Below are 14716 nucleotides of genomic sequence, written 5' to 3' on the forward strand. Positions count from 1 at the left end.
AAAAGATGAGCAATATCCCAAGCGAATTAAAATATGCTACTTCACACGAGTGGGTTCGCGACGAAGGTGACGGTACGTTTACTGTAGGTATCACTGAGCACGCACAAGAACTTCTTGGCGACATGGTATTCGTTGAATTACCAGAAGTTGGTGATGAAGTTGACGCGGGTGAAGACTGCGCAGTAGCTGAGTCTGTAAAAGCAGCATCAGACATCTACGCACCAATCGGCGGTGAAATCGTTGCAATCAACGAAGAGCTTGAAGATTCGCCTGAAACAGTAAATAACGACCCGTACACTGACGGTTGGTTATTCCGTATCAAAGCATCTGACACATCAGAGCTTGATAACCTGTTAGACGCTGAAGGCTACGCTAACACAATCGACGAAGACTAATTAATTAGTCACGCCGACTAAAAGCCCCTCATAAGTGGGGCTTTTATGATTTTATAGCTTACTTTTCCATACGCTGTAAGTTACTGAATCAACCTGTTTTTAAGTTATTGCCAGTTACCCATTGGCAGTAACCACTTTTTTTTGGATCATAGGAATCTGGACAAATGTCAAACGCCAAATCTCTTGAACAATTAGAGCAAAAGCAAGATTTTATTCGCCGTCACATTGGGCCAAGCCCAGCGCAAGTAAGCGACATGCTAAGCGCTCTTGGAGTATCGAGTGTTGAAGAGCTGATCGGTCAAACGGTACCTGCAAGCATTCGCTTAGAGCAAGGTTTATCAATTGGCGAAAGCCGCACTGAAGTTGAAACACTAAGCTACTTAAAATCAGTAGCAAGCAAAAATAAAGTGTTCAAATCATACATCGGTCAAGGCTACCACCCAACTCACGTACCACACGTAATTTTACGTAACGTACTTGAGAACCCAGGCTGGTACACTGCGTATACACCATACCAACCAGAGATTGCACAAGGTCGTTTAGAATCATTATTAAACTTCCAGACTATGACCCTTGACCTAACTGGTCTTGATTTAGCAAGCGCGTCATTACTTGACGAGTCAACGGCTGCTGCAGAAGCAATGGGCCTTGCAAAGCGTGTTGCTAAAGCTAAAAAAGCAAACATCTTCTTCATTGCTGATGACGTACACACGCAAACAATCGACGTTGTTGCTACACGTGCAGACCAGTTTGGTTTTGAAGTTGTTGTTGGTCCTGCAAGCGAAGCGGCTAATCATGAGATTTTTGGTGCGTTATTCCAATACCCATCAACAACCGGTGAAATCACTGACGTAACTGACCTAATCGCACAAGTACAAGACAAAAAAGCGATTGCTTGTGTTGCTGCAGACATCATGAGCTTATTAATGCTTAAAGCACCAGGTAAACTAGGTGCAGACGTAGTACTTGGTTCAGCACAGCGTTTTGGTGTACCTATGGGTTACGGTGGTCCACACGCTGCATTCTTCGCAACACGCGACAAGTACAAGCGTTCACTACCAGGTCGTATTATCGGTGTTTCTAAAGACCGTTTAGGTAACGACGCACTACGTATGGCTATGCAAACACGTGAACAACACATTCGTCGTGAAAAAGCCAACTCAAACATCTGTACAGCGCAAGTACTACTAGCGAACATGGCAGCGTTCTACGCGGTTTACCACGGTCCACAAGGCCTTAAAACTATCGCTGAGCGTATCCACCGTTTTGCAGACATCTTAGCAGCAGGCTTAAAAGCGAAAGGTGTAAACCTTAAGCACGACACATGGTTCGATACACTGACTGTTGTTGCAGATAACAAAGACGAAATCGTTGCACGTGCAGTAGAGCACGGCGTTAACTTTGCGTCTAACCGCGCAGGTGAATACTCAATTTCTGTATCAGAAACAACAACTCGTGCAGACGTAGCTGAGTTATTCGACATCATCTTAGGTGAAGGCCACGGTCTGAGCGTTGATGCACTTGCAAACGAAATCGAAGTAAACGGCAGCAACTCAATTCCTGCAAGCCTAGTACGCGATGACGAAATTTTAACGCACCCTAACTTCAACTCGTACCACAGCGAGACTGAAATGCTGCGTTACATCAAGCGCCTAGAGAACAAAGACTTAGCGCTTAACCACTCAATGATCTCATTAGGTTCATGTACAATGAAGCTTAATGCGACAGCTGAGATGATCCCAATCACTTGGCCTGAGTTTGCAAACTTACACCCATTTTGCCCACTTGATCAGGCAGCGGGTTACCAAATCATGATGACAGAGTTACATGACTGGTTAGTAAACATCACAGGTTACGATGCAGTTTCACTACAACCTAACTCAGGTGCACAAGGTGAATACGCAGGCTTAATCGCGATTCGTAAATACCACGAGTCACGCGGTGAAGGTCACCGTAACGTATGTTTGATCCCAAGTTCAGCGCACGGTACAAACCCAGCGTCTGCACAAATGGCAAGCATGAAAATCGTGGTTGTTGACTGTGATAAAAACGGTAACGTTGATATGGCAGACCTTAAAGCGAAAGCCGAAGAGGTATCTGAAAACCTATCTTGTATCATGATCACTTACCCATCTACACACGGTGTTTACGAAGAAACAATTCGTGAAATCTGTGACATCGTGCACCAGCACGGCGGTCAAGTGTACATGGACGGCGCAAACATGAACGCGCAGGTAGGTGTTACAAGCCCTGGTTCAATCGGTTCTGACGTATCGCACCTTAACCTACACAAAACATTCTGTATTCCACACGGTGGTGGTGGTCCAGGTGTTGGCCCTATCGGTGTTAAATCTCACCTAGCGCCATTTATGCCTAACCACAGCGTAATTAATGTTGCTGGCACAAACATCGGTAACGGTGCGGTTTCTGCTGCTCCTTACGGCTCAGCAGCTATTTTACCAATCTCGTGGGCATACATTGCCATGATGGGCTCTGAAGGCTTAAAACAAGCAACAGAAATGGCTATCGTGAACGCTAACTACTTATCTGAGAAGCTAAGCGAGCACTACCCAATTTTATACCGTGGCCGTAACAACCGCGTTGCGCACGAGTGTATTGTTGACCTACGCCCAATCAAAGAGCAAACAGGCGTTACAGAAATGGACGTAGCTAAACGTCTACAAGATTACGGCTTCCATTCACCAACTATGTCATTCCCAGTAGCTGGCACACTAATGATTGAGCCAACTGAGTCTGAGTCTAAAGTTGAGATCGACCGTTTCATCGAAGCAATGGTGTCAATCAAGTCAGAAATCGACCGTATCGCATCTGGCGAATGGTCAATTGAAAACAACCCGCTAGTGTTTGCACCGCACACACAAGCAGACGTACTAGGCAATGAGTGGGATCGTGCATACGACCGTTTCTACGCTGCATTCCCAGTACCAAGCGTAGCAAAAGACAAATTCTGGCCTACAGTAACCCGTATCGATGACGTATACGGCGACCGTAACCTAGTTTGTTCATGCCCAGCGGTTGAGACATACCGTGACTAAGGTTTGATTAAATTCAAATGCCAAAAAGCCGTTGCAGCAATGTAACGGCTTTTTTGTGTTTTGGAGAAAGTTAGCGAGGGGAAAGTTAGCAAGGGGAAAGTTAGCGAGAGTAAAGGGGAAGGGAGCTATCAGCTTGTAGGTTGGGTAGAGCGGAGCGAAACCCAACAAGTTAGCGAGTTGCGAGGAGAAAGGGGAAAGTTGCGAGTATCGAGATGCGGGGGTTGTAGGCGTTTTAACGCTGAAAAAAGAGTTATTAGATATCAGTCGTCAGATGTCAGATTAAGAATACAAGTTAGCGAGTTTGAAAGGGGAAAGAGTAAAGGAGCTTTAAGCTTTAAGTTAGATTGTGTCTGCATATTGCTGTGGTTAACCCCTGTGTCATAGGGGAGAAATTTATTTCGCGAAAAGAATTTAGGTTAAAGTAAAACAGCGAGTCTTATCTTTACATTTTATAGCTGCTGACACGATTTAGCAGTTTTTTAGAGGCACTATAATTAGGTTGATTTTGTTTGAATATAAGAATCGCGAGAGATATTAAAATTTCCAATTATATAGCAAGTTAATGTAATCTTGGAGGCAGTCTCAACTTAAAATAGAATTAACTCAAGGAAGGCTATGTATTCAGGAAAGCAGGTAATTAAAGCTGGAGAAACTCTCCTTACTCCTAATTTAGAAAATAAAAATCCACAACTTTTTTCAGAATGTATGGATGTGCTCTCTTTTTGGCGATTCACCCATGAAAATGCACTTGCTGCGGCATTTGAATCTTTAGTCAAAGCTACATTACCACACGATAAGCAGGCTATTTTTGCCAAAAGGTTAAAACGTTATCCGTCTATAGTTTCCAAGCTTCGTAGGTTTGAGAATATGAAATTAAAAAATATGCAGGACATTGGTGGATGTAGGGCAATAGTAAAGGATGAAAAGAGGCTAAGAAAAGTTGTAAAAGAATTAAAGAAGTTACCAACGTTTAAGTTTGAAAATGGTCAGTATAAATCTAAGGACTATATAAAGAAGCCAAAGCAGGATGGTTACCGCGGTTATCACTTGATTGGGAAGTTTGGTGGAGAAAATGGTCAAACAAAAAGTATTGAATTACAAATTCGCACAAAAATGCAGCATTCATGGGCTACTGCATTGGAAATAGTAGATTTATTTACTGGGCAGGCTTTGAAGTCAAATATAGGAACAACGGAGTGGAAAGATTTCTTTAGCTCAACAAGTGAGCAATTTGCCCTTATTGAAAGTATACCTATGTATAGTGAACTAGAAATGAGTACCTTACTTCCGAGTTATGCTAAAAAGTTAGGTCAAAGTACGATGGATATTATATATAGCAATAAGCTATGTCAGCACTATATTACAAAATTGGATATTTTTGAACGTTTTGCGGCCTTTGCTAACTCTTTGAGGGTTATTGAGAACCAATTACAGGAGATAGATACAGATACAGGCTATGTACTTATAAGCATTGATACATTTGATAAAAGCTTAACTACCACAATGTTTTCTAATGATGAAGAAGGTAACAAAGATGCCGAAAAGTTTTATATTGAGGCAGAGAAACAAGCTGCTTCAAAGCAAGCTCTCATTGTTGCGTTAGTTTCATCTTCAAATGTAGCAAGTATCAAAGATGCTTACCCGAACTATTTCGCGGATTCTACAAGTTTCTTAGAATATCTAGAAGTAATCGAGAAAATAGAAAACCCTATCAAGCTTCAAAAAGTTACAAGGAAGAAGTTGGCCATTGAATTATAATATAGCTAGAAATGTAAGGTGACTCACTACACTCTGTTTAGAGAGGGACTGATAATAAGGAAGTTAGCGCAAAGCTTTAAAATGAAGTTTATTGGTTTATAAAATTGATGAGCAAATCAACTGGCTCAGGCTTTTCCCTAACCCCTTTACTAATCCAAATCAACACTATGCTGTCAGCACCTAGCACCTAGCACCTAGCACCTAGCACCTAACACCTAGCACTGTAGGCGTGAAATTTATTTCGCGCGAACCCATTAAAAAACAACTTCGGAAGAATTTTTGTATTTATATAGGTACAAACATCAAATAACCTGTATTATGCATGCTTTGTTGTTGGGTGGTGAAACCTCTTAATTAACCACCTGATTATGTTGTTGAAATTTTAAGGTGAAATAATGCTAAAAAGGAACTTTGTGCGCATTAAAAGGGCTTTGGCCTGTTTGCTTGTGTTAAATCTTGGGATTGCTAGTGCTTCGGCTAATGACGATACACCAATAGAGAGCGTGGTTGCTGATGCTAATTTCTTAGCGTGTTTACAAGAAAGTGGCTATAAAACTGTGGGTGAGGTGACAAAAATACATTGCAGAGATCGCGGTATTACCTCAGCCAAAGGGGTTGAGCATTTTAGTAACTTAACAAAACTCGTCCTCAGTAATGAAGGAGATAGCTTCATAGTTGGTGAAATTGGTGGCATTACAAGTAGGCCTGCCGATAAAAAAGTGCCAAACCAGCTGACCGAAATCGACATAAGCCACAACAGCCAGCTTTTCCATGTTAATTTAAGCCAAAATAGCCTTACGAGTATTGATGTAAGTAACAACGAAGAGTTAGAGACTTTAATGCTGAGTGGTAATAAGCTTTCAAAGCTTGATGTAAGCACTAACAGTAAACTTACATGGCTTGATCTTAATGATAATAAGCTGACAGGTGAATTGACGCTTGTTAATTCTGAACTGTATCAACTTAACCTGTCGGGCAATAAGCTCACAAAAGTAAATATACCGAGTGGTATTCGTAACCTTGAGCTTGCAAATAATCAGTTAAAAAACCTAGATTTAAGCAAGTTCAAGATGCTCAGCGAACTAAACCTAGATGACAACCAGCTTAGCTCTTTAGACATAAGCCATAATAAAAAGTTAACTGCACTTTACGCCGGTAATAACCAGTTAAGCACTATCGATTTAACAGCAAACCCCATGCTTCAAGTGCTCTTTTTGTCAAATAACAAATTAAAAAACATTGATTTACGTGAACATGCAAATTTAGTAGATATTAGCCTTTTTAATAACCCACTAAAAAAAATAGATGTAAGCAAAAGCTATAATTTAGAGCTGTTAGAACTCGACAGTGGTGTTGAGTGCATAGGCATAGGTTGTGCAACAAGGTTTGAAGGGTATTAATAACAGCGTATAGGGCAGAGCACAGCGAAACTCGATAAGTTAGCGAGGGGAAAGGAGCTATCAGCTTTCAGCCGTCAGCTATCAGATTAAAACAAAAGAGCTTTAAGCCATAAGGTTTAGGTTAGATTGTGCCTGTACCTTGCTATGGCTAATCCCGATACCGTAGGTGTGAAATATATTTCGCGCGAAATAAATTTCACGCCTACGGATGAGCATTCCAATTTAAGTATGCGTAGGCACAATCTAATCTGACTTCTAACGACTGATATTTAATAACTCTTTTTTCGGCGTTAAAACGCCTCCTACGACTCGAATTTCGCCTCTTTCCCCTTTACTCTTTCTAACTCGCAAACTTGTGTTCGTAATCTGATAGCTACAAATGTTGGGTTTCGCTCCGCTCTAACCAACCTACAAGCTGATGCTCTTATGTTCATCGCGCGAAATAAATTTCACGCCTACGGATGAGCATTTCAATTTAACTATGTGCGGGCACAATCTAATCTGACTTCTAACGACTGATATCTATTATCTCCTTCCTCGTCTCTAGCACCTATTAAATTTTTTTATCCCTCCATAATTCATCCATTATTGTGATTTACCCTTTGAAATATGAACCTTTTGTACCCCAATTTGGGTGGGTTAAAGCTTAACCATTTCGAAAAGAAGTCGGTCGGACTTTGAGTAGAAGTAAGCATTTTATTAATTAATAGTTTGTCGAAATTACAATCAATAATTAGGAATCGTAATATGAATCAGTGTAAAAGGATTAGTGCTGTGTTGGCTTTATCCCTACTTTCAATAGTTGGGTGTTCTGATGATGACTCTACCGAACAAGAAGCTGTTGCTAATGTAGCGTTGAAATCTATGAGCCCAGTCTCTGATGACGTTTATCAACCAGGACAACAGATCACAGTTGATTTCAGTACCGAAACAACCTTATTAACGAATGAACATGTTGGTGTTTCATTTATTTTAATTGAAAGAGATAAAGTCGCTGAGCTCGAAACTGAAGATGAGCCAGATGGCTACGATTTGGGTGAGTTTTATATCGAGCAGTTACAAGAAGGCGAGCAAAATCATACGGCAACACTAATTTTGCCAAATGAAGATCTCGTATCGGGTGAATTTGTCATTGCCGCTTTTGTTGACACAAGTGGTGTGATCTCAAACGAAGTTGATGTTACAGATAATAAATCCCGTGGCATTGAGTCTGGTGACGAAACAACCTACAGCTCAGTAACCATTAGCGATGGTCATTACCATGATTTTGTTTTAGATAAACTTAAAGTAGGCGACGGCTTTGCTATTTTTCCTGGCCCGGGTAAAAGAGATACCACAGGTACTGGTGAACCAACACAGAAAGTACCTGATTTAATAGGCTTTATTAATGCCACCAAATTTGGTAATTCAGTCAACGAGGCTGACATCAGTGCAACAATAACTATCGGCGAAACGACTTATCATGCTCACTTATGGAATGAGCAAGCACAAGCTTATATGGAGACGATGCGTATTAAGTTTCCTGATCATGAGCAATCTCATTACTTTCCTTGGGATGTTGCAGTAAATGGCGTATTGCTAAAAGCGATACACGATGATTTTGATCACGATGGTGGTGAAAACAGTTTTAGCATGACATTTACCTTCCACGACAACTCTGATGAAATTGAAGCTCATAGCGAAAATAATAGTATTACCGTTGAAGTACCTTATGCACTTTATCATGATGAAGTGAGTACTGCAGAATCGGTAGAGCTAAATAGTAATAAAACAACAATAGCGTCAGCATCAGCGATGCAGACTACAGCTTCATCAGCAACAACGATGCAGACTACAGCTTCATCAGCAACAACGATGCAGACTACAGCTTCATCAGCAACAACGTTAGCCAAAGTTGGCAGTTGGAGTGCTACCTATGGTGACAGTGACGCTGTGGCAATCAGCCCTTCTTTTTATAGCTATATGAATGTTTCTTCTAGTAATGGTGGTTCAGCTGAGGGGCTAGTAGAAGCAGATTTAGATCTTTACCTATTTGATAAATCAGCGAGTTTGGTTAGTGCCAGTGCTGAAGCGAGTGCAAATGTAAGTGATGGTGAGATTACTTATGCAGCAAACTTTAGTGTGCTGGGTGACACATTAATTGACGAGGGCGATACGTTAACGGCCTTAGACAAGTCTTTAGGATATAGCTGGAGCGAAGAGCAAAAAGTGGTTGAAACGACGTTCACCATTGTAATTGTTCCGGTGACAGTGGAGGCAGGTGTCAGTGGCAGCTTGGATTTAGGGGTTGGTTTAGCTTACAGCAATAGCCGAATTGACTTAGGGGGAGATATTGTTACTGCCAGCATGGATGCGTATGCCACTGCAGAAATAAACTTAGGTATTGCAAGTGGCGGTGTTGGTATAGACTTTTTGATTATTGCAGATACATTTAATGCCACACTTTATGCAGATTTAGCTAAAGCTATCACTGATTCTAAAATCACCTTAGGGATTGATGTAACGAATGATATTGAGGCTATTTCCGGTGAATTTTATGTTTATGTGAAATACCCTAAATACAAGTGGTGTTGCACGGTTAAGACAAAAACCAAAACTCAAACTATCTACGATACTAGTACCTTGTACGATAAAAGCTGGACAATTTTAGACGAATCAGCAACCTTAAACTATTAGTATGAAGGCATAGGTATAATGCGTTTAATTAAACTGAGTTTATTATTTGGCACTTTATTAGGCTATGCTTCGGCCGCTTATGCAGTGCCTCATTGTACTGTTTGGGGTGAACTTCAATCAAAAGCTGATACGAATATTGTTTCGATGAATAGCCCCTCAAAAAGCCAGTTTGACTTGCAAGGGCGGTTAATTTATCGGCCTTTGTTAGTTGCAGAAAAATTTCACTGGTTGGGTTTTGAGCTATACCAAGCTCAAGCAAAGTTGAATAAAACAGTGAGTACCAGCAATGAGTATGCTGTGCCTTTTGCTGTGAAAGTTAGCAATAACTCAGGTGAAGTTTTAGATTATCGGTTTAACGCTAAATTAAAAGCGGCTGATCAACAAAAGCTGATTGCTTTATACCGTGCCTTTCACCGTGCAAAACCCCCTGAAAATTTACAGGGGGATAAGTATTGGGTTAAAGAGCGAGATGATATCGGTCAGTACAAATCACTCTACACAGTGTTAGCTGATAATAAACTAAAGCGAAATAAACTCAGTTACTTAGAACCAACTGACACTAGGCAAAGTACTAACGCTGCGAAAAAGCTAATGCAGTTAGAAACGGCGAACATTATTAGTGATGAGTTTATCTTTGAAAACGATAAATGCTGGTTAACAAAAACCCTCGGAAATAGTCATATTCAAGTCAGTAGTAGTGATGGAAGTATGAATATTGAAGTACTGCAAACACTAAGTTTAAATCGCTCAAATCAATCGATACCCGATGATGCAAGGTTACTGCAATTACCCGAAGACCCTAATCAATGGGAAAATTTAAGCACAGATTGGGTTTACCCTAAAGCGCCGCCTCAACCATTAAAAAATACTGAAGCGTTTATCACTGCTTTAAAAAGTATGGATTGGCTAGAGGGAGACCGAAAAACGCTTTTGCAATTTCTTTATGACAATGATCAGTATTTGCTGAGCTTAAAAGAGCTTATTTCAACTAAATCAATTGCTGATCTCCTAGAAAGTAAATTGTTTATGTACTTAGGTAAACATGACTCAGTTAATTCAAAACAGTTACTAACAGAGGTATTTGTTGAGCCTGGTTTATTTTCACCAAATCAGCGCTTTAGAAGTTTAATGGCACTAAAATACAGTGAAAAGCCGTTAACTGACATGCAGGTTGAGGCGATTTTTGAGTATTCCATGTCATATGGTCTTGATGAAGAAAATTCTAAGCTGGCTCATAGTGCTTTAATGGTAATGGGGGTGATTGCAAAAAATCAGCAGGGCAGTGAGTTTTCAACTCAGTTAACCCAAAAATTAGCTGATTCTTTGAGCTCTAGTGCAACGGAGCAAAAAGCATCAGCCCTAATCACCGCACTGGGTAATAGTGGAGACTATGATCATCAACAGCTTATTGGTGATTATTTAGCTGGCGACAGTGCAAGATTACGACTAAATGCGGCAGAGGCCTTGGCAAAAATGCCAAGTAAAACCAGTTTGAATTACTTGAGTAATCAACTAAATCAAGAAACTGATAGTAAAACGCAAGGGGCGATTTTAAAGGCAATGGGTAATAATGAGTTAGACGCAGAACAAGTAGATAGTATTTATGCCTTTGCTGACGCTAGTAACCCGAAAGATATTCGCAGCGCCGCTATATCGGCGTTAAGTCAACAAGCGAAGTCAAAACCAGAGGTTAAAAGCCGTTTAAAAGCGCTGGTTAAGACGGAAACTAATCAAAAGAACCTGCGCCAATTGATGAAAGCGCTGTATGGTTCGTAAAAGCATAAGCTAGCAAGTTGGTAGGTTGGGTAGAGCGGAGCGAAACCCAACTAATTAGCGAGATACAAGGGGAAAGGGTAAAGGAGCTATCAGCTTTCAGCCGTCAGCTATCAGATTGAAAAGTTAGCGAGATGCGAGTTGTAGGAGGCGTTTTAACGCCGAAAAAAGTCATAGGGGAGGCGCAACTAACACTACGCTGTTAGCACCTAGCACCTAGCACCTAGCACCTAGCACCTAGCACCTAGCACCTAGCACCTATAACCATTCCTACGCGATATAAAATCGTTGCTACCATCTCGCTAACTCAAACCTACTGAATCAAACTCACTTGTTTTACGTACGTATCGGTTTGCAAACCAAAGTGGCCGAGAACGTAGGTGTAGGTGGCATTTTCATTCCATAATCGGCTGCTGTGAATGCCGTACACATAACAAGTGCCAGTTGAGCAGACGATTTGATCCGAGTAGCTCTTTATGGAATACACTTTGTCTCCTAATGCTTCTCCATAAATGCTATTTAATAATGGGCTGCCAACCGATAAGCCATAGTAACCACATGTGTTATTCCACACATTATATGGGTAAACACCGCAACTAAGTAGGCCGCGCGCGGCACCTGCAACACCAACAAAGGTATCAACATCTGATGCCATTCCTAGCTTATAAATTTGCTGAGCTGCGAGTGTAACCCCCATTGAATGGCCGATAATATCGATCTTACCTGTGCAAGATTGGTTGATTGCAGTAAGAATGGCGTTACGTACGGGCGTTTCTTCACTGCCGTTATGATCGTTGCAACTCGCGCAAGATTTAGAGCCCCAATCTGGGGTGAAAATTTCACTGTCGACATACCCTTTTCGTTTTAATTCGTTGATTGTGTTATTCCAACTCGAAGGGGAGGCGGTATTACCATGTACCAGTACAACGTTATCTCTACATGCTGCAAAAGCAGTTGTGCTCATGCCTGCGCATAGCGCAATCATCGTCAATAAGCGTTTCATTGTGTGTTCTCCTGTTTAACATTTAATTTACAACGTATGAAATTTAAACAGGGCTGGATATAGTACTTTCGTGCAGCGATACTATTTCGCATTGTGCAATGTATACCGTTTTATTTTGCTAGCACTGTAGGCGTGAAATTTATTTCGCCCGATGAACAAAAGAGCTATCAGCTTGAAAAGTTAGCGAGTTAGAAAGAGTAAAGGGAAAGTTTACTCGCATCTCGCATCTCGCATCTCGCACCTCGCATCTCGCCTCCTCTTTTTCTCCTAAAATCTAATAATTTGTACTTAAAAAATGCACAAAAGTTAAATTAATGTAAATTTATTCTTGCTTTCGTACCTGTTTGGTCTATGTTTTTGGTCGGAGGTCACTCCTCCAACCTGATAGATAAAATGACAATCAACAGGAACACACATGAAAATAAAAACACTCTCATTAGTGCCAGCTTTAATGTTGGCAGCGGGTATCAGCCACAGTGCTTTTGCTGCGCAAGGAGTCGCATTTGTGCACGGTACAGGCCAGCAAAGCGATGCGTATAATGACTATTGGACAGGCAGTTTTGTCGACACGGTTCGTCAAGGTTTACCAAATAGTAGTAATTACACGGTCATTAATTGTGACTTTGATCAATACATGTGGGCAGACGCGGCATCTGGCTGTTTAGCAGGGCAGCTCACTACATTTATCAATAATAAAAACATCACAGATTTAACTCTGATCACCCATTCTAACGGTGGCAATGTGGTGCGTTGGATTTTATCTAACCCAACATGGGATAGCCGTTATCCAAATATTATTAGCAAAGTCACGCGTACCATTGCTCTGGCTCCTTCAAGTGGTGGCACGCCGTTGGCTGATGCGGTTATTGCGGGTAATTCGTTTGAGCAAAGCTTGGGTTGGCTTTTAGGCTACGGCAGCGATGCAGTAAAACAACAGCAAGTATCCTGGATGGAATCGTATAACGCACAGTGGCTGTATGGCACACCGAACCGCCCAAGTTTACCGTCTCGATTCGAAACCGTGGTGGGCAGTGATGTTGAATCAGCGGTATGGGATAGCGACAGCTATTGTGGCGGTTATCAAAATCAAGTGGGCCTTGAAGTAACACAAAACTGGTTAGACAGCTGTTCAGATGGCTTTTTAAATTGCAGTTCTCAGTCGTTAGCTGGGGTGGTGTGGTTTACCGATAAATCACGAACCCAAGGTGGTGAGCCTTTAAGTCATCAGCAAAGTCGACGTAACTGTTTTGGCTTGCCAAACATGCTTAAAAACCGAATTTAGGAGCCCGCTATGATTAATAAGTTAACCACAATTGCAGCTGCAATAGTGCTTGTAAGCACAGCCGCAAATGCTAATGAGCAAACGGTTTATCAATTCCCTCAAGTTCAACCAGCATCAAGCGCTCAACTACAAACACTTGAAAAAGACAGTGTTGAATATTGGCAGAAAGTTTCGGGTAAAGAGCTTAAGCGTGGTGTGCCTGTTTTTGTAAACCAAGCTGATAACTTTATTCGCATTGCACCAAAAGCACGCTTTGATAGTGGCGAAGTATTTAAGCCTCATGGCTTACAGCTAGATAAACTGTCGGTGCGAGATGACAGCTTTAGACAAATGCCAATGCAAGCCATGGTTGCACGTGAGCAAATGGAAAATGCAGGATTTAGCGATGGCAGTGTTGGGCTCAAGCTAGGTCAGGTAAATGGCAAAGCAATGCTAAGAACAAGCCAAGCCCTTAACGATAACGACACCTACTTGCTGCACGTGATTGAAAAAGGCTCGAGCAATGCTTTGCATGCTAAATCGCAATTTAAAGTGAAAGATCAGCAACAGCGTGTTGCTATGCAGCTTAGTATGGGTAAAAAGCGCTTTAAAGATAGTGATGTGAAGTTAACGCTTTCAAGCCCTGATGGCGAAAAACTAGATGTACGTTACGAAAATGGTGAAGCAGTATTTAATTACCCGCTTGAAACTTTGGGTGCCGCAAATGGTTACTATGAGCTTGAGGCCAGTGTAGACACTAAAGTGAATGGCCAAACGGTAAAACGCTCTATAAAAATGCCGTTTGTACATAGCTCACAAACCATCAGTATGGATAAAGCCAAAGTCACTGCGCTTGGCAATAACAAATACCAAGCTAAAGTACCGGTGCAAGTGACCGACTCAGGCCGCTATGCCATTCGTGCAACCTTAACTGGCAAAGGTAATAAAGGTGAGCGCATCAAACTGGCAACGGTTGAAGTAGCAAAACAGATTGATAGCTATGATAGTTTCACAATGCCTTTTGTGGTCACTCAAGCAGCCAAAGCTCCATATGAGCTGGTGGATATTGAACTTACCGACCAAACGCGAATGTTGAAGTTTGCGGGGGAGTAAAGGGTAGCTATTATCGTATGTTGGGTGGAGCTAAGCGAAGCCCAACAAGTTAGCGAGTTGCTAGGGGAAGGAGCCATCAGCTTTCAGCCGTCAGCTATCAGACGAAAAAGTTTGCGAGATACGAGTTTAGGCGTTTTTTCGCCGAACCCTGTGGTTCAATTTGTTTTTCACAAAGAGAAAAGAATGAGAAATAAATGAGATAGACCAAAAGAGTATTTTGTTTTTTCCTCTAAAGCGCAGCGTCTCTTATCCTCTTTGTGAATATTATTTTTAAATGCTGA

At 41.4% G+C, this 14716-nt stretch carries 9 protein-coding genes; 8 read left to right on the forward strand and 1 reads right to left on the reverse strand.

From position 1 onward, the window contains the following. The first annotated feature begins 5 nt into the window (after positions 1-5). From gcvH to NO991_RS10440, 6 genes are all read left to right on the forward strand, one after another. Positions 6-395: a glycine cleavage system protein GcvH gene (gcvH, locus tag NO991_RS10415; protein ID WP_054551324.1), complete on the forward strand. Its 390-nt coding sequence runs from the start codon at positions 6-8 to the stop codon at positions 393-395. 164 nt (positions 396-559) lie between these two features. Beyond that, complete coding sequence (gene gcvP, locus NO991_RS10420) at positions 560-3451, forward strand: aminomethyl-transferring glycine dehydrogenase (RefSeq protein WP_239964610.1); 2892 nt, start codon at positions 560-562, stop codon at positions 3449-3451. Between the two features lie 615 nt (positions 3452-4066). Beyond that, positions 4067-5209, forward strand: coding sequence for a RelA/SpoT domain-containing protein (locus NO991_RS10425; protein ID WP_371351985.1), 1143 nt, complete (start codon positions 4067-4069; stop codon positions 5207-5209). A gap of 413 nt (positions 5210-5622) precedes the next feature. Further along, a complete protein-coding gene (locus tag NO991_RS10430; protein ID WP_371351986.1) occupies positions 5623-6609 on the forward strand; it encodes a hypothetical protein in 987 nt (328 codons plus the stop codon). 747 nt (positions 6610-7356) lie between these two features. Continuing rightward, entirely contained in the window at positions 7357-9285 is a 1929-nt protein-coding gene (locus NO991_RS10435; RefSeq protein WP_371351987.1) for a hypothetical protein, read from the forward strand. 18 nt (positions 9286-9303) lie between these two features. Then, positions 9304-11061, forward strand: coding sequence for a HEAT repeat domain-containing protein (locus NO991_RS10440; RefSeq protein ID WP_371351988.1), 1758 nt, complete (start codon positions 9304-9306; stop codon positions 11059-11061). Between the two features lie 310 nt (positions 11062-11371). Here the strand turns inward: NO991_RS10440 and NO991_RS10445 are convergent, their stop codons facing one another. Further along, positions 11372-12061, reverse strand: coding sequence for an alpha/beta fold hydrolase (locus NO991_RS10445; RefSeq protein WP_063700501.1), 690 nt, complete (start codon positions 12059-12061; stop codon positions 11372-11374). Between the two features lie 415 nt (positions 12062-12476). Here NO991_RS10445 and NO991_RS10450 point away from each other — a divergent pair, with 415 nt between their 5' ends. Beyond that, positions 12477-13343 carry a hypothetical protein gene (locus NO991_RS10450; RefSeq protein WP_054560749.1) on the forward strand — a complete coding sequence of 289 codons (867 nt, stop codon included), beginning with the start codon at positions 12477-12479 and terminating at the stop codon, positions 13341-13343. A gap of 9 nt (positions 13344-13352) precedes the next feature. Next, positions 13353-14435 carry a DUF4785 domain-containing protein gene (locus NO991_RS10455; RefSeq protein WP_371351989.1) on the forward strand — a complete coding sequence of 361 codons (1083 nt, stop codon included), beginning with the start codon at positions 13353-13355 and terminating at the stop codon, positions 14433-14435. Positions 14436-14716: the final 281 nt, after the last annotated feature.

Origin of the sequence: Pseudoalteromonas sp. DY56-GL22, assembly GCF_041414715.1 — a bacterium.
Classification (GTDB): domain Bacteria; phylum Pseudomonadota; class Gammaproteobacteria; order Enterobacterales; family Alteromonadaceae; genus Pseudoalteromonas; species Pseudoalteromonas simplex.